The organism is uncultured Fibrobacter sp. (genome assembly GCF_946062555.1).
In the GTDB taxonomy this organism is placed as follows: domain Bacteria; phylum Fibrobacterota; class Fibrobacteria; order Fibrobacterales; family Fibrobacteraceae; genus Fibrobacter.
The window spans coordinates 62,755-81,158 of sequence record NZ_CAMGVQ010000012.1; the positions used below are offsets into that span (position 1 = coordinate 62,755).

The 18,404-nt window shown below is 51.0% G+C and carries 15 protein-coding genes; 7 read left to right on the forward strand and 8 right to left on the reverse strand.

Features of this window, described 5'->3' with window-relative positions; all coding sequences use genetic code 11:
• Positions 1–340: 340 nt before the first annotated feature.
• The 4 genes from Q0P86_RS05420 to trxA all read right to left on the reverse strand — a co-directional run bounded on the left by Q0P86_RS05420 (position 341) and on the right by trxA (position 4,798).
• Complete coding sequence (locus Q0P86_RS05420; RefSeq protein WP_072976566.1) at positions 341–856, reverse strand: OmpH family outer membrane protein; 516 nt, start codon at positions 854–856, stop codon at positions 341–343.
• A gap of 9 nt (positions 857–865) precedes the next feature.
• On the reverse strand, positions 866–3,580 hold the full coding sequence (locus Q0P86_RS05425) for a POTRA domain-containing protein (protein WP_295037881.1): 2,715 nt from the start codon (positions 3,578–3,580) through the stop codon (positions 866–868).
• A gap of 178 nt (positions 3,581–3,758) precedes the next feature.
• On the reverse strand, positions 3,759–4,430 hold the full coding sequence (locus Q0P86_RS05430) for a Crp/Fnr family transcriptional regulator (RefSeq protein ID WP_295037883.1): 672 nt from the start codon (positions 4,428–4,430) through the stop codon (positions 3,759–3,761).
• 56 nt (positions 4,431–4,486) lie between these two features.
• Positions 4,487–4,798 (reverse strand): thioredoxin, encoded by a 312-nt coding sequence (gene trxA / locus Q0P86_RS05435; RefSeq protein WP_295037885.1) that lies wholly within the window; start codon positions 4,796–4,798, stop codon positions 4,487–4,489.
• Between the two features lie 261 nt (positions 4,799–5,059).
• Here trxA and Q0P86_RS05440 point away from each other — a divergent pair, with 261 nt between their 5' ends.
• Positions 5,060–6,463, forward strand: a complete 1,404-nt coding sequence (locus Q0P86_RS05440) for an ATP-binding protein (RefSeq protein WP_295037888.1) — start codon at positions 5,060–5,062, stop codon at positions 6,461–6,463.
• Between the two features lie 27 nt (positions 6,464–6,490).
• Here the strand turns inward: Q0P86_RS05440 and Q0P86_RS05445 are convergent, their stop codons facing one another.
• On the reverse strand, positions 6,491–7,114 hold the full coding sequence (locus Q0P86_RS05445; RefSeq protein ID WP_295037890.1) for a hypothetical protein: 624 nt from the start codon (positions 7,112–7,114) through the stop codon (positions 6,491–6,493).
• A 218-nt stretch (positions 7,115–7,332) separates the two neighbouring features.
• Between Q0P86_RS05445 and Q0P86_RS05450 the strand changes: the two genes are divergently transcribed.
• The 3 genes from Q0P86_RS05450 to Q0P86_RS05460 are packed head-to-tail and all read left to right on the forward strand — an operon-like array spanning position 7,333 to position 11,293.
• Positions 7,333–8,172 (forward strand): TIGR02147 family protein, encoded by an 840-nt coding sequence (locus Q0P86_RS05450; protein WP_295037892.1) that lies wholly within the window; start codon positions 7,333–7,335, stop codon positions 8,170–8,172.
• Positions 8,172–9,374 carry a carboxypeptidase-like regulatory domain-containing protein gene (locus Q0P86_RS05455; protein ID WP_295037894.1) on the forward strand — a complete coding sequence of 401 codons (1,203 nt, stop codon included), beginning with the start codon at positions 8,172–8,174 and terminating at the stop codon, positions 9,372–9,374. Before Q0P86_RS05450 ends, Q0P86_RS05455 begins: the two co-directional genes overlap by 1 nt.
• 26 nt (positions 9,375–9,400) lie before the next feature.
• On the forward strand, positions 9,401–11,293 hold the full coding sequence (locus tag Q0P86_RS05460) for a glycoside hydrolase family 5 protein (protein ID WP_295037896.1): 1,893 nt from the start codon (positions 9,401–9,403) through the stop codon (positions 11,291–11,293).
• A 69-nt stretch (positions 11,294–11,362) separates the two neighbouring features.
• On the opposite strand, the gene Q0P86_RS05465 is transcribed toward Q0P86_RS05460, so the two are convergent.
• Together Q0P86_RS05465 and Q0P86_RS05470 are read right to left on the reverse strand one after the other, a co-directional pair.
• On the reverse strand, positions 11,363–12,613 hold the full coding sequence (locus Q0P86_RS05465; RefSeq protein ID WP_295037898.1) for a hypothetical protein: 1,251 nt from the start codon (positions 12,611–12,613) through the stop codon (positions 11,363–11,365).
• Positions 12,613–13,458, reverse strand: coding sequence for a TIGR02147 family protein (locus Q0P86_RS05470; protein WP_295037899.1), 846 nt, complete (start codon positions 13,456–13,458; stop codon positions 12,613–12,615). Before Q0P86_RS05470 ends, Q0P86_RS05465 begins: the two co-directional genes overlap by 1 nt.
• Positions 13,459–13,637: 179 nt before the next feature.
• On the opposite strand from Q0P86_RS05470, the gene Q0P86_RS05475 reads away from it, so the two are divergent.
• The 3 genes from Q0P86_RS05475 (at position 13,638) to Q0P86_RS05485 (ending at position 17,467) form a co-directional block, all read left to right on the forward strand.
• Positions 13,638–15,287, forward strand: coding sequence for a glycosyl hydrolase (locus Q0P86_RS05475; RefSeq protein WP_295037900.1), 1,650 nt, complete (start codon positions 13,638–13,640; stop codon positions 15,285–15,287).
• A 107-nt stretch (positions 15,288–15,394) separates the two neighbouring features.
• A complete protein-coding gene (locus tag Q0P86_RS05480; RefSeq protein WP_295037902.1) occupies positions 15,395–16,777 on the forward strand; it encodes a hypothetical protein in 1,383 nt (460 codons plus the stop codon).
• Positions 16,778–17,167: 390 nt separating this feature from the next.
• Positions 17,168–17,467 (forward strand): hypothetical protein, encoded by a 300-nt coding sequence (locus Q0P86_RS05485; RefSeq protein ID WP_295037904.1) that lies wholly within the window; start codon positions 17,168–17,170, stop codon positions 17,465–17,467.
• Positions 17,468–17,473: 6 nt separating this feature from the next.
• On the opposite strand, the gene Q0P86_RS05490 is transcribed toward Q0P86_RS05485, so the two are convergent.
• On the reverse strand, positions 17,474–18,404 hold a 931-nt coding region (locus tag Q0P86_RS05490; RefSeq protein ID WP_295037906.1), incomplete at its 5' end, for an Ig-like domain-containing protein.

Below are 18,404 nucleotides of genomic sequence, written 5' to 3' on the forward strand. Positions count from 1 at the left end.
TTCCAGGATGACTGTTTCAAGGAACATCCCCCCGCACAAACGCCTCGGGGATTGTCATTCTGGAGCGTAGCGACGGAATCCAGGATGACTGTTTCAAGGAACATCACCCCGCACAAACGCCTCGGGGATTGTCATTCTGGAGCGTAGCGACGGAATCCAGGATGACTGTTTCAAGGAACATCACCCCGCACAAACGCCTCGGGGATTGTCATTCTGGAGCGTAGCGACGGAATCCAGGATGACTGTTTCAAGGAACATCACCCCGCACAAACGCCTCGGGGATTGTCATTCTGGAGCGTAGCGACGGAATCCAGGATGACGAAATTTAAATACGCAACAACTACCTGTTGTTCAGGTAGTCCAGCACTTTCTGCGTAAGGTCGTTTTCCTTTTTCCAGAACACCACGGCGCCGGTAGCACGGTCGACCACCATGTCGTAACCTTCCTGCAAGGCGATTTCGTTGATAGCCTTGCGAATCAGCTGGATAATCGGGGCGCTCACCTTCTCGTTTTCAGAAATCAGTTCGCCCTTACGGCCGTACACGCGGTCGATAAAGGTCTTGAGTTCCAGGTCCTTCTTGTTATACTCGGCTTCGAGCTCGTTCTTCTTTTCGTCGCTGAGCATAAGCACCTGCTTGTCGAGCTTTTCCTTGATAGCGGCAAGTTCCTTCTGCAGCAAGTTGCCCTGCTGTTCCCACTTAGCCACCTGGCGGTCGTACTCTTCCTGGGCCTTCTTGGTGCCCTTGTAACCGTCAAAGATCAGCTTGGAATCCACATGCGCAATACGCAGTCCGTCTTCGGCAAACGAGACGGTCGCAAACGCAAGTACCAGAACCATCAGCAGACGTTTAAGCATAAAGCCTCCCTAGAATCCCTGGCCGATCACGAAGTTGAACTGCATGTCACCCACTTCGGTACGCTGCGTACCGCTATAGGTTTCACCCACATCCAAGGGCCAGGCAAAGTCGAAGCCGATAATACCGAGCATCGGTACAATCACGCGGAAACCGAAACCAATGTCCTTCTTGAGGCTCGTCGGATCCCATTCGCTGAGCGGACTCCTGCTCGGCTTCGGAACCTTGGTGCGCGGGTTGTAGCGTTCACCGAACACGTTACCGGCGTCAAAGAAGAACGGCAACAGGTAGAATGTCTGCGGCACAAGAGCGAGCTGGAGTTCAGCACCCGTATACTGGTAGCTGCGGCCCAAGCGGCGGTACCCAATAGAACCCGAGCTGTAACCACGCATCATGCCCTCGTAGCCCATCACGCCACCCATGGTGTAGAGCGTGCGGTACTGCAACTGATCGCCAAAAATCACACCGTACTGGTTGGTAAGCGCAATCGTCAGGCGGTCGCGGAACAGCGGGAACCACCACTTGATCGTAAGTTCGGTCTTCACGAAACCGAAGTCACTGAAGATGGCGTCATCGGCCCACTGAACGTCGAGCACGTAGCGAGAACCGTCAGTCGGGAACTGCGGCAGGTTCTTGTCGTCGCGGAGCAGGCGGAAGTTCAAGGCAGATTCCACACCGGTATAGACAACGTAACTGTCATCGATGTTCGGGCCCTGCTTGTTCATGAGCCAGCTGTAACCGATCTGTCCATAGAAGTAGTCATCGGGCCACTTGAGGCGCTTACCCAGGTAGACGCTGCCGCCGTAACGGGTAATATCGGGGTCGTCGTAATTGGACATATTCCACCAAGAGTAGCTGAGGCTCGTACCCAAGGTAATCGGCTTGTCGAGGAACCACGGTTCCTGGAAACTCACGGAAGCACTCTTCTTGTCGGCACCGTATTCCACGCTGAACGATGCGGCCTGGCCGTCACCCATACAGCAGTTCGGGATAGACACGCTCGCCGTACCCACGATACCGTCGCTTTCGCTGTAAGACACGCCCAAGCTGAACTGTCCGGTACCCGCTTCCTTTTCCTGCACGGTAAAGTCGAGGTCCACATCCTGCTCGCCCACTACCTTGATGTCGGGGACGACCATGTCAAAGTAGTTCAGCTGCATAATTTCACGGAAACTACGTTCCAGCAAGGACTGGCGATAAGTATCGCCCGGATACAGGCGGACTTCGCGGCGGATCACCTTCTCGTTCGTCTTGGTATTGCCGTGGATATGCACCTTGTGGATCTGAGCCGGGAGACCTTCGGTCATCTTGTAGGACAGGTTCACAATCGAATCGTTCTCGAACGTACGGGTTTCTTCGTACTGGGCGAACAGGTAGCCGTCTTCGCGGTAGGCATCCAGAAGCGCCTTGCGGGAGGCATCGTACTTATATTGGTCAAAGACTTCACCGCTGTCAAGACGGAAGGCGTAGGCAAGCATCTTGTCGTTCAGCACTTCGTTACCCGAGAAATGCAGACTGCCCATGTAGTACTTGCGGCCCTCGATCATGTGGATATGGACCAGAATGGCACTCGAGGTCTTGATATTATCGTACTTGTTCAAGGCCGGGAACATATCCTCGATCATGTAACGGACCAGGAGCTTTTCCTGGTAAGTCGAGCGTTTCTTGATCTTGCGGAGCGAATCAATCTTCGGATTCTTCCACTTGCGTCCGTCCACGATATCCAGCCATTCCTTGCGGGCGCTTTCGTAGCGGATCAGGTCGTTCAACATGTTCCAGGCGTCTTCTTCGGTCTTGACCGTCACCTTAGGTCTAGACACCCAAGGCATTTCACCGACCTCGCGATGATTCCTAAAGAAGTGCGTCGCCTGCATGGTCGGCTTGCCTGCCATCTTGTAGAGGGCCGTCGCGGAGTCACCCAAGGCAAGGTTCAACTGTTTGTAGAGGACTTCCAGATTTTCGCCGAGCGGAACCATCCGGCCCAGATAGAACAGGCAAGTGGAGTCCGGCAGGTATTCAGCGCTGTATTCAGTCAGTTCCGCATCCAGGTAGCCAAAATGACGGATGGCGTTCAACACCGTATCGCGGTCCGCCTCGAAAATGTTTTCCTTGAATTCGCCACCGCCCCACCACTGGTCGAGCTTCGTGACCATGTGTTCCATAATATCTTCGGCGGGCACGTTGTCGTTCCCCTGGATATCGAACTGGCGCACCTTGACCTTTTCGCCCTCGCGGACAATGAAGGTCACCAAATTCTTGTTTTCGTCGACAGGAGTTTCACGGTAGCCCACTTCGGCGAGCAAATAGCCCTCGGAGCGGTAGTATTCCAAAATGGCCTGACGGTCGCGTTCCAGCTGGCTCTTGCTGTAGACCTGGCCCGGAATCAGGCGGGTCTTCAGCTTCAGGTCTTCTTCCGAGACCTCGTCCGGACCTTCGAAAACGGCCGTATCGAGCGCGGGGAGTTCCTTAATCTTGAAAATGAGGTCGACATCGGTGCCGTCACCCACGTAATCAATCCAGGCGGTCACGTCGTCAAAAAGCCCGGACTTGTACAGGGAAGCCACCGAAGACTGAACCTTTTCGGTAAGGGCCGCCGGCGAATAGCTCTGCCCATCGCGAATGCCGACGCGGCTGAGCACCGCACGATCGTCCATGTGGACAGTCCCTTCGACCTTGACCTTATGAATCTTATTTTCGACCATATAGCTCTCGGACATTTCGGACATGTCCAAAAGCTGGGCCTGTGCAAGCCCTACAAACACAGCAAATAAAAACAGCCAGCGAAAGCGCAGAATAAACCTACCTATAAACAAAATTCGGGACAAAAATACAAAAGTTAAGGGCGCAAGACCTGCACCCCGAACGAATTTTACGATAATTTATGAGAATAAGCGCCCGATTTCATCACAAAATCTTGCGAAGGCCATCCACGTTGTGTAACTTGATGAGCCCTCGTCTGATTTCGACAAGTCCCTTATCTGCAAATTCATGGAGCATACGGGCCACCACCTCGCGGGCTGAATTCACGTCGCGGGCGATTTCTTCCTGCGTTTTCCGGATTTCGTCGGAGCCGCTCCCTTCAAAACGCGACACCAAGTACCAGGCAAGCCGCTGGTCAAAGCGCTTGAACAGCATCAGCTGAATTGCACGAACCGCCCGCGAAAACCGTTCCGTTTCACTTTCGAAGACAAAGGCGCGCACATGCACGTTCGATTCCATCAGGCGCGCACAGACCATCGCCGGAACCACCAACAGGGAAGTATCCCTTTCGGCCACCACCGCCGTATCAAAGGTCAACTGCCGAATCACGCACGAAGCCGTAGACACGCAGACCTCATCTTTGCGGGCATGGTACAGCGAAACCTCGCGGCCGTCGTCCGAGGTCATGCTCACGCGGATTTCACCTTCGAGAATAAAGACAATTCCGAGACATTCGGAGCTGTTGCTGCTCACGAGCTGCCCCTTGCCGAAGCGCCTGACGACAGCACGCTCGGACACTACCGCCTGTTCTTCGGCCGAAAGTTTCGGCCAGAACGGGAGTCTGGGAACAATCAAACGAACCGGAGCTGCTTTCATAAAAAAAAAACGCCTCTTTTGCAATATACAAAAAAGGCGCCCAAGGAGTAAATGTATTAGCCAATCATTTCGACAATCTGAGCCTTCGGGCGGACACCGACTGCAGAATTCGTCACCTTGCCGTCCTTTACGACCACAAGCGTCGGGATACTCATGACATTGAACGAGGCTGCCAATTCGCCTTCATCGTCCACGTTCACCTTGCAGACCTTGACCTTGTCGCCGTATTCCTCAGCTATTTCCGAGATCACGGGCGAAAGCATCCGGCAAGGGCCGCACCAGGGAGCCCAGAAATCGATCAGGACCGGCTTGTCGGAGTGGAGCACTTCTTGTTCGAAGTTGTTTTTGGTGATATTCATTTCAGACATGTTTTACCTCTCTTTTTTCTTGTTTACAGGTATATTTTAGATAATGAGAGGCCAAAAGTCTGTGACCAAGTCACACTAGGGGAAGGGGGTTGTCAAAAACACAAGTCATTTTAAGTTTTTTTTTCAAAAATACAGGCTGTTTTTGGGCGTTTTTGTCAAAAGTACAAAAAAAAACTGTAGGGAGTTGCTTTCGTCCGAGTTTTTATTTATATTAACTCTTGAGTAAATAACTTTAAAGTAAATAACTCTGGAGTAAACAACATGTTTGTCGGCCGAAAAAAGGAACTCAAGCTACTCAAAGATCTATACAATTCGAAGAAATTCGAAATGCTCATCATGCACGGCCGCAGACGCGTCGGCAAGAGTTTTCTTTTGGCTCAGTTTGCAGCTCTTCACGAAAAGGATACCGTTTTCTTTACAGCCGACAAAGGTAGCGAAAGTGATAACGTTCACAATTTTTGTACAGAGCTCAAACGAGTCTTGAACACAGGAGACTTTCTTAACGCACTCAATACATGGCAAGATGTTTACTCGTTTATCGACGGATTCTCGTTTTCAAAACGAATTAACATCATCATTGACGAATTCACCTATCTATACAATTCGAACCCCGCATACGATTTCGGGCTGCAAAACGCCATAGACCGCATTCTGAAAAAAAAGAACATTTTTTTGATATTGTGCAGTTCCGAAGTTTCTGTTATTGAAGATTTGTTCGACAATTCAACAAAACCGTTGTACGGCCGCAAAACAGCAGATTTAAAATTACAGCCATTCACTTACAAAGAAGCAAGGGAGTTTTTCCCGAAATACAGTAACGAGGAAGTTCTTACAGTCTATTCTATTCTTGGAGGCATTCCCCTATACCTGTCACTTTTTGACGATTCGATTTCCATCCGCGAAAACATCATCAAGACATGCCTTTCCACGACGGGTTACCTATACAACGAAATTGATACGTTGCTCCGTATGGAGCTCAAAGAAACTCTCTTTTACAAGAACATCCTTCTCGCGATCAATTCGGGCGCATCTACACTAAATGACATAAAGACTAAAGTCGATGGGGACAGCGCTAAAATAGCGAAATACTTGAAAGTCCTTGAAAACTTAGGATTTATCAAAACCGAAATTCCTGTTGGTGAAAAAAGCAAAACGCGCAATACGCTCTATTCAATTGAGGAAAACTATTTTGCCTTTTATTTCAGGTTCATATACAAACATTTAAATATGCTGAACGGATTGATCGCACCTGAAATTTACTACGATCGGGAATTCACCATTGAAAACATAAACGGTTATATAGGTCATCGTTTTGAAAGAGTGTGTTCTCAGTACATCAAAGAAAAATCCTACAACGGCGAGTTACCATTTTTTGCTGAAGAAATAGGCCGCTGGTGGGGAAACAATCCCGTTGAAAAAAGGCAAGAAGAAATCGACATTGTTGTTCAAGACCAAAAGAATGCAATTATTTGCGAATGCAAATACACAGAAAAACCTTTTGACGAAAGTGAACTTTTAAATTTGCAGGCAAGCGCACCATGCATCAAACGCGACAACCTTTATTTCTGGATTTTCACACGCAAAGGCATCACGTCTGGAGTTAAAAAGAAAATCAAGAATCAGGACAACTTCAAGGTTACCACGATTAAAGAATTGTTCGATTAGACACACTTCTCTATCACACGGTAAATTTTATTTCCATACGACATTCCTGTCGTAGGTGCCGTTACGCAGTTGGACATGCATGTGTTCGTTCGCTTTCCCGATATCTTCGTGCAGCACGACAAAACGACTACCGAGTTCCTCGCGAACTGCCTGCACAAGCCTTTCGCGGTCTACCCTGTCGCCCATGTCCTTGATGCGGAAGTCGAGAGCCGCCCCCACATAATGCGCAGACCTTTCCGCATGACCTTCGTAATCATTTGCACTCGTAATGAGCGGTTTGAACTCGTCGTCATTCATGGCCGTATGATAAACGCTCGCAACAACCGAAATCACGCTGTCCATTTCAGGGCGGAGCATATTGAAACTCACGCCCGATTTATGCCGCGTCATCGAAAGCATCTGCTCGTGATATTCGCGCTGGATATCATCCCGGAACTGGACCACATGCTGCCTAACAGTATTCTGGGTATACGCGATTTCCTTTTTAACCCCATTTGCGTCGTCACTTGCGCCACTCACAATAAAAACCACCAGGCAGATTCCCCCAATAACCAGGAGAACCGGCAAAAGCGCTATAAGAATCTTGACGGCGATAACGGCCAAGACGATAACGATCGCCGCGACAACGAGAAAACCCAAAACCGATGCCATACAAGCCTCCAGAAAAAACGAAGTTGGGGACATTCAGTTCTACAATACTTATATCGCTATTTTGAGCCGATTTGTAAAAAAAAGCCTGTTTATTGAACAAAGAATCGTCCACAGCCTATGGTCAAATCCGCCGCTCTGTTTCCATTATTTATGTATTTTTATCAATCAATAATAAAAGTTTACTTTACAATATCAAAATTTTATCTATTTTTAAATGTATGAACAATGTTTCCATAATTAATGTATTTATGTACTTTGATTACCGGGATTATATCCGGGCCGTTGTGGAGGCATTGCAATCCAGAGGGCAGTCCATCCGTTCCATTCAAGAAAGCGCCGGAGTCTCGGGTTCCGCCTTCTTCAACCGCATTCTGGACGGATCCCGTCCGCTTTCTACTACAAACGCAAAGACTCTCGCCAAGGCTTGGGGACTTTTCGACGAAGAAACCGAATACTTTCTGACGCTAGTCCGCTTCGGCAACGAAAAAAACATGGACGAACGCGAAAACCTGCTCAAGAAACTCCTCGCCGTACGCGCGACCAAGCAGGAATACGAGCTCCAGGATTCCGCCCTCAAGTTCTTTTCGAAGTGGTACTACCCCGTTTTGCGCGACCTGTTGCCGCTCCTCCCCGCAAACACCCCTGCCGAAAAAATCGGCCGGATGTTCACGCCCGCGCTTCGCGCCCCGCAAGTGCAAAGCGGAATCAAGTACCTAAAGGAAGCCGGTTTCGTTTCTTTGAACGATGACGGAACCTACCATGTCGAGCAACCCACCATCTCGACGCCGCCCCGTGTGCGCTCTACCATTCTGCGCAAATACCATTTAAAGAATCTCGATGTCAATAGCGAAGTTTACGACCTGTTCTCGAGCGATGACCGTAGCATCACCAGTGTAACCTGCAGCCTTTCCAAGGAAAGTTTCGAAAAGGTTCGCGAAGAAATCGCCAAGCTTCGCGAAAAGATTTTGGCCATGTCCCGCGAAGAAAAGAACCCTGACCGTGTCTGTCACGTCGGATTCCAGCTCGTGAACCGCGCCAAGGTGAAGGAGGGCAGATAATGAAATTTATTCACGCCCTTTCGCTTTTCGCGGCCAGCCTCGGCATCGCATTCACTGCCTGCAGCACAAATGAAAATTCTGTCGCAAACGGTACAGGCAGCAACGCCGGCGAAACCGAAATTGCAGGCATCGTTACAGCCACCAATCACGGAGCGCCCCTCAAAAACGCGTTCGCCCGCGTATGGATATTAAACGAGGATTCCATGCTTGTCGCCTACGAAGACTCCCTTGACGACAACGGCATTCTCAAGATCAACTCCGTCGCCCTGAGCGAAAAGAAGGCACCCGTCCAGTTACTCGAAATGCGCTCTGGAGATTCTCTCTCCATTATGCGCTGGGTCGATCTGGAACGCAGTCCGGAGCAGAATCTCGCCATCGCCCAAAGCGAAAGTCTGAAAGGCTTTATCACCAACAACGGCACGGCCGTCGAGAACGCAACCGTAAGCATTCTAGACCAAACCGTCACCACGGACGCACAAGGATACTTTGAATTCAGCGGTTTGCCCGCTGGCGTGCACTACGCCTTCGTCGAAGGCTATTTTGGCAAATTCTCTTACCAGATGGAAACCGGCCTAAGCGAAGGCGCCACGACAAATCACATCAACATCGCCGACAGCATTTTTACCGTTGTCGAAGACTTTGAAAATTGGAAAAACAGGCAGACCTTTATCGGCAAGAGTTTTGGGCAAGGCTGGTGGTTTATTTGCACCGACTCCCTGCAAGGCGGGAACAGCCGCGTCGTCGAAGGCATCGACAGCGACAAGATTCTCGTTACCGGCGACAGCGCCAAGAGCGGTAGCAGTCTGCACCTGATTTTCAATATCGACCAGGAAACAGAAGGCCATTACGGCGTCGCAGGATTCTCCATCGGCGACGACTTTGACGAAGACGAGATGTTCGCTTTCTACGACTTACGAAATGCCACGGCCATTTCGTTCGACGCCAAGGGCAGCGGGAAAATTTCGTTGCAAATCACCAAGCGCGGCAACGACGGCAAGCGAGATTACCATCAAACCGGTTTCGTGACTCTCGGCGACGAATGGGAACACTTCTCTTTTACCGCCGACGATTTCGACACGGAACTTATCGCCGTCAACACCATCAACATCTTGGTAACCGAAGACGCGGAGATTTACTTGGACAACATTCGCTTTGACGGAATTTCGCCGAGCATGTGGCCAAGCCTCGGAATGCGATTCTAAAATTTTCACATATAGGAGTATGCTTTATGAAAAGAACAAAAATGGCTATTGCAGCCTTGTGTGCTCTCGCTTTTGCAAGCAGCGCGTTCGCCACCATTCAACCCACGCGCGTTGGCCCCGTTAGCCAATACGGCGCTTTGCAAAGCGGTAAGAACTCCGCTGGCGAAGGCCGCATTTACGGCAGCGTGCAAGGCGTCAAGGACGGCGCCGAAGTCCAGGTTCGTGGAATGAGCCTCACTTGGAGTCAGTACTGGCCGTACGGCAGCAGCTTTTACGGGAGTTCCTTTATCGACACTTTGGTCGGCTCCTGGAACGTTGAACTCGTCCGCTCTGCCATGGGCGTCGTGCCGCCTTGGGGACACGGAAGCTACATGACCCGCCCCGAATATTTCGAATCGCAAATGGACACCGTGGTTCAAGCCGCTATTCAAAACGATGTTTACGTCTTGATCGACTGGCACAGCGAAGGCGGTTACTACAACTGCATCCATAAGGGAACAAAGCCAACGTACGAATTCAACGACAACAAGACCTGCTTTACCGCAAACGATGCCGCCGCCTTCTTCGGACGCATGGCCGAACGCTACGGCAAGTACCCGCATGTCATTTTCGAAATCTACAACGAACCCGTGAGTGAATCCTGGGCAGACCTGAAAGCCTACGCCGACACGGTCATCAGCGCGATCCGCAAACATTCGAAGAACCTGGTAATCGTCGGAACCCCGATGTGGTCTTCTATGGCAGGCGATGCCGTAGCTGCCCCCGTACAAGACGATAACGTCGCCTATACTTACCATTTCTACGCCAACCTGCACCAGACTTCTAGCCACTTGTCCAGTTCCAACAAGGCGATGGAAGCCGGCCTTAGCGTATTCGTAACGGAATGGGGCGGCATCGATGAAATCTTCACCAAGGAAGCCCACAAGACCGAACTTGAAAAATTCCTCGCATGGACCAACGAGAAGAAAATTTCTTGTGCCAAGTGGGATGTCGAGAAACCCTTCCTCGAAAACAACGATGTCGACAATTATATCAAAGAAAACATTTTGCCCGCAAAGACCACTTACCAGAAAAATCTGAACTGGGAAACCGAAATCAGCGACAAGTTGCCCAACTTGATTACATACGGTGCAGGCACCGATATTCCGGGCAAGTGGAGCAGCACCAGCGACATTGACGACTACGGCGACGAACAGGGCGACAAGGGAAATTCCTCCTTTACCGACAACTCTACCGAAACTACCGTAAAAATGGACAACATGAAGCTTGACACCGTCGGTACCGGTTTCGATTACGCTCCGTACATTCGCGCAGAATACGCGTTCGACGGCGCACCCGATTTGTCCAAGTGCAAAATGGTAAGTTACCGCTACAAGGGAGCGAACCACCAGTTTATCCTCTACTACGACTGGAACGCCAGCATCGATGTCTTTGGCGAAGGCGCCTGGGACTACCCCTTTGTCGAAATGCCGTATGCACCGGAATGGGAAACGGTCTACGTGGATTTAGGCTGGATGATGAGCAACGGCTGGCAGGCAGCACTCCCGCTGACCCCGGTTCTTTCGGCGGCGACCGCGTTCCGCTTTAATGTAACAAACGACTTTTTCGACACCTCGCTTTGGATCGAAAACATCAAGTGCATCGAAAGCGTCGAAGGTTACACGCCTGTAAAAATTCCCGACAACACAAATGCCGTCCAGACGCAGATTGCAAAGGCGAATTACCGCATAAACACCAACGGTTTGAACATTATCGCCACCGGCATCAAGAACGGTACGCATTACTCGTTTTCGAACATCCTCGGACAAACACTACGTTCCGGCACCGCAAACGCAAGCAGCATTAAGCTGAGCGCACCACAGGCAGGCCGCTACATTCTCCGCATCGGCAATTCCGTCCACCCGATTTCGATCAAGTAGGCGAAAGCCTTTCCCCCATACAAAAGGGAGCAAAAGTGCCTCGGCATCCGCCGAGGCATCTTTATTTGGTTAATCGATAATTTGAATTCCTTCGAATACGATTTCGTCTATTTCTAGTCGGGTACCGTTATAGATGAAGATGCTGAATATTCCGATTTCGTTTGAGATTTCACCCCACGAAACTTGATAATTCTCACGGTCCAACACTTCTTTTCCAGGGTGTAAGACCAGGTCGGTCCATTCATCGTTCGCCGACACCATCCACAGAGCCTTGTTATAGTTGTTATTCTCGATTTGACGGTAATGTTCCAGCGCAACAGCAAAATCGCAGTCACCGCGGACTTTCAAGCGAACGGCAGAAAGCGCACTCAAATCGTAGTAACCGGAATCAAGCCCAAGATGCGTCCCGAGCATGACATAGGCCGTATCTTGAACGGCATACTTTAACGAGAGATACTTCCCGCCGGCACCGTCATCTACAAGCGCACCCGCAAAACCGCCGGCACTGTCGGGGCTTTCGAAAACAGCACCCTTGTGCGGCATGTAGTACCAGCCGAAGTTCTTGTAGGTCTTCGCCAAGTTGTTCAGGCTGTCGCCATCGTCAAAATCTTCGAAGACGTATTCGCGGGTCAATTCCTGGAATCGCACGAGCGTATCGACGGAAGTCCCCGCGTCAAGCGAAACAGCGGCAACGGGCTGATCATCCGCAAGAAGCGTATATAGGCCCGCAGGAACATGCGAGAAGATAAAATCGCTTCCATCATTTTTTGCCCAATAGGGAGTCGCATCAAGCATCACGACACTGCGCGAAACTATAGAATCAGAGACCGCAGCCCCGGTACGCACCGTAAGCGTTACGGACGGCAGAAGTTCGACTTCCTTCGTCGAAGAATCAGCCGCATCGAGTTTCGTCCACACCATCAGCGAGGAGTCCTCGCCCGCAATTCCCTCGACATAGCACCTCGCCTTCTGGCACTGGTCAAGTTCAGTCCCGAACTGCACCATTCCGGAATCATCTGCAGTGGCAGTTTCGATTGCAGTGACATAAGACGGGAGGAATTGCGACTGTCCCTGGATATTCACATCTTCGGACGGGCTTTCCACAGGAGTGAAACCAGCACGCTGATACAAGGTAACGCGCGCCTGCGGTATAGGCATGTGCGCCCCGTCGAATGCAACGATGGCGATTCCGTTTGTCGTCTCGCTCGTGGCTCCGGCAGTTTCAGGGCCGCTGTCGGAACAGCCCGAAAACGCCGCCAACGCGAGGCCGAATGCGATGCAAAAAAGCGTCCTGTTCCTAAACTCCTGGAATAATCTCATCACTCTTCCTTTTTCATCATCGGGAATAACTGGAAATTTAATTGATAAACACTGTCGCATATCTGTGCGGGCATCGTATTGACCACATTTACGATGGCTTTTCGCGTTTCTGCAAGGATTTCGCGGATTTTCTGGATTTGTTTCGAGTCGAGAGCCATGGTAAGCGTACTGATATCGCGCTTTTCTTTCGGAATGTATGCAATCGAATCTCGTGCCAGTTCCGCAATACGTCCCTGATAGTCGCTAATGGTGGCACTCAGCCAGTGTTCCTGCGTGCGGAGATGCGCCTCGGTGGGTTCCACGCGGCCATCCTTGCGTTGGCGGGCAAGCCCCAACTGCAACAGCGCCTCAACTGCTTTCTCGACCTGCGAAGCGGTTAGCTTCGGGATACAAGCTTCACCGAGCGCAGCCGCATCTTGCGGTCCACGATAATCGAACACATCTAAAGCCGAACGAATCATCGGGTAGTACCACTGTTGAAAATAACGGTACCGAGCCTCATCTAACTCGCGACAACTCGCCGGGCGCATTTTCTGGAGCGTCTCAAAATGCTTGCGCACTTCTTCGTCGGTTTTAGCCTTGCCGTAGGCAACCGTCTCACGGAAGTACTCCGCCTTTGCCTCCTTGAATCGGAAAAAATCAACGAACGGTTCAATGCCTTTAGAAGACACATGGCGCTTTCCCTGTAAAATTTTTACAAGGAGACTTGCGTCAACGTCCACAGCAGCGGCAAAAACCCGATAGCTGAAGGTCGGATCAAGCGACTTTTCGAGTTCGTAAAAATCCTGCAGAAATTTACGGTAGTCGGTGTAGTCGTATATGTTGATTTTATTTCTTGCGAACATGGTTGGCCAGCCCCAATAATATAGATTCTATTATTGAAATATTCATTTTTTTTCAATCAATTTTTATCAAAATTTTAAAGACATGTTGACATTTTTGTCCACACACAGCCGAAAAAAAACTTACTGAAACTCTTTCATGAACATAAATTTAAGGCACAATGGTGTATCAAGGAGTTTGAATGTTTAAAAGAAATACAGCCGTTTTTCTCGCGGCAACCCTCGCAACAACAGCTTTCGCCACCAAGTACGAAGCCGAATCGGCAACCGTATCTAGCGAAGCAAAAATTGTCAACAGCAGCGGCGTCTCTGGCACAGGGTATGCAAGCCTCCAAGAAGGCTCAATCACCTTCACGGGAGTCACCGCAGAAACCGCAGGCAAGTACACGCTCACCATCCATTACAAGGCGGGCGACTTCAAGGCAAATTACCTCAAGGTGAATGGCGCCACCGCAGGCACCATCGACTTCGCGGCAACGACCGGATGGGCAGACATCACAACGGCCGTCACGCTCAAGGCAGGTGCAAATACCGTCGCTATCGAAAAATACTGGGGTTGGATCGACGTGGACTACATCGACATTTCTGCCTACGAATCAAAGCCCTTCGAGCTCTCCGCTGCCCCGGTCACCCCGAACGCAACCGAAAGCGCCGTGAAGCTCTACAGTTTCTTACGAGAAAACTTCGGCAAGAAGACGATTAGCGGCATTATGACTGGCGACATGAACGGATTCACGTTGGGAGCCGACTTCAAGACCCATGACGACGTTAAGTACATCTACACGCGTACGGGCAAGTACCCGGCGCTCGTTGGTCTCGACTTCCTGTTCGCAACTGGCCCGAACGCGTCTCAAGGCTGGAACATGGAATACACCGACAAGGCGATTTCCATTGCAAAAGGCCTTTGGAAGGCTGGCGGCATCCCCGCATTCACCTGGCACTGGAAAGATCCGCTCGACAAGAAGGACGCCTTCTACATCCAGAGCGCAGCCAACGGCGGCGAATACACGGACTTCGACTTCTCTACGGGTTTCAAGCCCGGCACCACCGAATGGGACACCGAAAGTGCGGCCTACAAGGGAATTGTCGCCGACATCGACCACATCGCCGACTACTTCCTCGAATTGCAAAAAGAAGGTGTGGCAGGCATCTTCCGCCCCCTGCACGAAGCGGGCGGCAAGTGGTTCTGGTGGAGTATCAATTCGGGCGACCATTTTGCGGCCCTCTACCGCCTGGTATTTGACCGCATGGTGAAGGTCAAGGGAGTGAAGAACATGATCTGGGTATTCAACCCAGAAGGTTCTACCGTCACCTCCTGGGATCCGGGCAGCGAATACTACGACGTACTTTCCATCGACATCTATAACAGCGCCAATGACCATTCCAGCAACGCAAGTTCTTTTGACAAGTTCAAGAGCGCATCGAACAGCACGAAGATTCTTGCACTCAGCGAAAACGGGCCCATTCCCGACGTGAACAACATGCACACCGACGAGGCCGTATGGAGCTGGTGGATGCCGTGGTACAGCACCTGGAGCGGAACCTGGCCCGGCCAGACGAAGGATGCCGTGTGGAAGAGCAACATGGGTGACGAACGTGTTATTTCGCTCGAGGACATGCCCGGCTGGGACAAATACAAACCCAACCAGGATACCTCTACGACGCGTCTTGCAAAGGTGTCGCCGTTCTACGGGGCCGCAGAAATCATCGGAATCTTTGACATGAACGGCCACTATGTGGGACTCACTACGCAGGGACTTCCGCAGGGGCGCTACATCGTGCGTCAAAGAATCCAGGGACGCAACTTGAATGCGGTATACATCAAAAAATAACTATTGAGTCGGTTTCAACGAATTTTAAAGGCGACGCGAAAAAAATGAATACACAACGGGGGTTGGAGTTTATTTTTTGAGCGTCGCTTATTTGAATTGGAGTGTTTATGGGTTGTTTTACTTTAAAAATGGCGAGCACAACCGCAGCTTTTTTGTTATGCGGAATGTGCGCCTCTTACGGGATTACCCCGAACAAGTTGGTTTCTGGCGGTTTGCCAGCTCATACAGGAGCCACAACGACAGATTACCTGACGGACGGTTACTTGACCAACTGGAAGAGTAGCAGCGCCAAGGAAATCGCGTTGAACGTGGGCGAAGGACCTTCCAAATTGTTGATCAACTGGGAATCGTTCGGCGATTGCGCCTGGGCGACCGACTTCACGAGCAATTGCGGACACGCAGGCGTCGCTCTCTCGAATTTCAAGATTTTGACCTCGGCGAATTCCACCGACGGCACCGACGGTGACTGGGAAGTGACCGCCACCATCCAGGACAACCCCGTGATGGCACGCGGTGTAACCATCGACTTTGCAGGCAAATCCTGGTTCAAGTTCGCAAGCGAAGGCGATGTGGGCCAGATTCTTGAAATCGAAGCCTTCGATATGAGCAATGGCGGCACCGACACCTGGTTCTTTATGGGAACAAGCATCAGCCAGATGGGAATCAAGCAGCAGGATACCGATTCCACCACGGCGCAGCTCATCCACGCACGATTCCCCGAATACACGCCCGCCATGTTGCGCGGAGGCATTGGTTGCATCAACAGCACCGAGGTCGTGGAACACCTGAACGAATACCTGGAATACGCTGGCAACGTCAAATTCTGGGCAATCGAAATGGGTACCAACGATGCCTGGGGCGGTGGCGATTGGAACCTGAACACCTATGTGAGCAACATGCAGACGATTATCGACTCTGCACAGGCTCACGGAATCACGCCTATCATTGCAAAGATTATTGCAACGGACCCTGACAAGGCGGGTTGGCAAATTGATCCCGCCTATCTAGATGCTATAGACAAATTAACTAAAGACAATAATCTTCCCGCGGGTCCCGATTTTTACGCCTACTTCAAAGAGCATCCGGAACAGCTCGCGAGCGACGGTGTTCACCCGAATGGCGACACGAAGGGCGGCCAAGCCATGCATCACCTGTGGGCCGAGGCACTCGCGCCCTTGTACGCCGTAGGTGACACCGCATGTAAAGACTGTTCCACAGTGCCTGACAGCTCCGACGCGATAAATACGGCGAAAAATCTGAAGTTTAACACAAATCGAATTTACGCGCAAGGTAAAAATATCGTTGTCGAGGGAAATTTCCTAAACGAATCCCATGTCACCCTCGTTTCTGCAACGGGGCAAGTCATTTCCCAAAAGGTGTTCTCACAGAATCACGGACAAGTGCAATTCGAAAACCTTCCGATGGGCCAGTACATAGCCATCATCCGTGGCCGAAACATGGTCCAGACAAGTACCGTACAGGTAAAGTAAAATCACAAATCTTCTTAAACCAAACAAAGAGGCTCCCTGAACGGGGAGCTTCTTTTGACAAGCGTACATTTCGTGTGGACACATTTGTCCACAGTAAAATATTTTGTACATATTTTTTCTTATAGATTAAGCTTATATTGAAATTGGTTACGGATGCTTACTCGATGGAGGTGCGTATGCACAGAATTTCCTCGGGTATTATAGCGATTTCTTTTATCGCTGGTATGTTTTGGGGTTGCTCGGAAACGCCCGAAAGTGGGTTAACTTCCCCCGCCGAGGGCGATTCCACGGCAACTTCTATTTCGGAATGGACAAAAGCAGATTCTCTCCAAGGAATCAGCTCCGGAGCAGTTGTTGACGATTTCAGCACCTATTCATCGAGCGGACTCATTGCAACACTTTGCCGCCAAAACCGAAGAAGAATTCTCATATGTCACATCGGGATTCGTGCGCACGAACGAAACCGCAAACCAAATTTCGAAAGGTCGCGGCGAAGCAACTCTCCCGAAACTCATCACGAATCACGACATTACTGGCACTTGGTTCTTGAAAATTTCGGCCGATTCTCTCGCAAAACAAGCGACCGCGCTCGGTCTAAAGGGCAGTTCAATCGAACTGATGGCTCACTGGGCATACGAAGGCGGATACCCGGAAACATTTTACGAAATGGAACCCCGCGCACAAGAATAATAGCACCTAGAACATTACCCTGTAAGGGATCTGCCTGTCGAAGCGACGGCCCTTCAGGTCGCGATAATTTTTATGCGCAGCCCCGCGCATATCGGCAGGGCGTGCACGACGGAGGTCCCGTATCACGGTTGTCGAATCCGTCGCCGTAGAATCACCCGCGACAATGGACGTCGTGTCGGTCTCGGAGGTATCGCGCGCAGTCGTGTCCTGCGGCTGCACAGTCGAAGTATCTGCGCCGGCAGATTTTTCCACAAGCACCTCGACGCGGCCCGTATATTCGGTATTGTCGTTGCCCTTCACGGTGTACTTGAACGAAGCAAGCCCGCTGAAATTCGCCTTGGGCGCAAACCTTGCCGTATAGCCGTCACCCGCAAGTTCCACTGTCCCGTTCTCCGCAGCAGACACGCTGTAGGTCGGCGATACATCCTTGAACCCGCGCGTAATCGTGCGCAGGTCAAAATCGAGAGACTTGCCGCCCGCAGCCGTCGCATGCATGGCGCCCAGCCAGTTGATATACTTCTCGATACGCACGTAGCCATCGCTTTCCTTGGTCATCGCGTCATCTTTTGACTTGTCATAACCCATCGCCTCTTCGAAGTAATCCGGCATGCCGTCCTTGTCGGAATCGGTCGCGGCCTTCCCCGCAATCACCTCGCCCCAGCCGTTATTGGTCTTGAGCCCCATCGCGCCCACGCTCTTCACGAGCGCACCGGCCGTTCCAAGCGTATTCACCTGGTACCACACCAGCGAATCGATGTCGTCGTACGGGAGCACGCCGCTCTGCGACGTCACGTAGCGCCACGCACTTGCTGCACTGAGCATCGGGCCCGATGTCGTAAGTTCGCTCCAGGGTTTCGCAAGTTCCTCGCCCACGCCCTGATAATAATAAACTACCCTGCACTGAAAGTGCAGGGTTTTGTATGTCGTATGCGGATGG

Coding starts and splice junctions, on each gene's coding strand:
- Q0P86_RS05455 (WP_295037894.1), top strand. CDS start 8,172: ATGAAATTTATTCACGCCCTTTCGCTTTTCGCGGCCAGCCTCGGCATC.
- Q0P86_RS05480 (WP_295037902.1), top strand. CDS start 15,395: ATGGGTTGTTTTACTTTAAAAATGGCGAGCACAACCGCAGCTTTTTTG.
- Q0P86_RS05420 (WP_072976566.1), bottom strand. CDS start 856: ATGCTTAAACGTCTGCTGATGGTTCTGGTACTTGCGTTTGCGACCGTC.
- Q0P86_RS05440 (WP_295037888.1), top strand. CDS start 5,060: ATGTTTGTCGGCCGAAAAAAGGAACTCAAGCTACTCAAAGATCTATAC.
- trxA (WP_295037885.1), bottom strand. CDS start 4,798: ATGTCTGAAATGAATATCACCAAAAACAACTTCGAACAAGAAGTGCTC.
- Q0P86_RS05465 (WP_295037898.1), bottom strand. CDS start 12,613: ATGAGATTATTCCAGGAGTTTAGGAACAGGACGCTTTTTTGCATCGCA.
- Q0P86_RS05475 (WP_295037900.1), top strand. CDS start 13,638: ATGTTTAAAAGAAATACAGCCGTTTTTCTCGCGGCAACCCTCGCAACA.
- Q0P86_RS05460 (WP_295037896.1), top strand. CDS start 9,401: ATGAAAAGAACAAAAATGGCTATTGCAGCCTTGTGTGCTCTCGCTTTT.
- Q0P86_RS05470 (WP_295037899.1), bottom strand. CDS start 13,458: ATGTTCGCAAGAAATAAAATCAACATATACGACTACACCGACTACCGT.
- Q0P86_RS05445 (WP_295037890.1), bottom strand. CDS start 7,114: ATGGCATCGGTTTTGGGTTTTCTCGTTGTCGCGGCGATCGTTATCGTC.
- Q0P86_RS05450 (WP_295037892.1), top strand. CDS start 7,333: ATGAACAATGTTTCCATAATTAATGTATTTATGTACTTTGATTACCGG.
- Q0P86_RS05425 (WP_295037881.1), bottom strand. CDS start 3,580: ATGTCCGAAATGTCCGAGAGCTATATGGTCGAAAATAAGATTCATAAG.
- Q0P86_RS05430 (WP_295037883.1), bottom strand. CDS start 4,430: ATGAAAGCAGCTCCGGTTCGTTTGATTGTTCCCAGACTCCCGTTCTGG.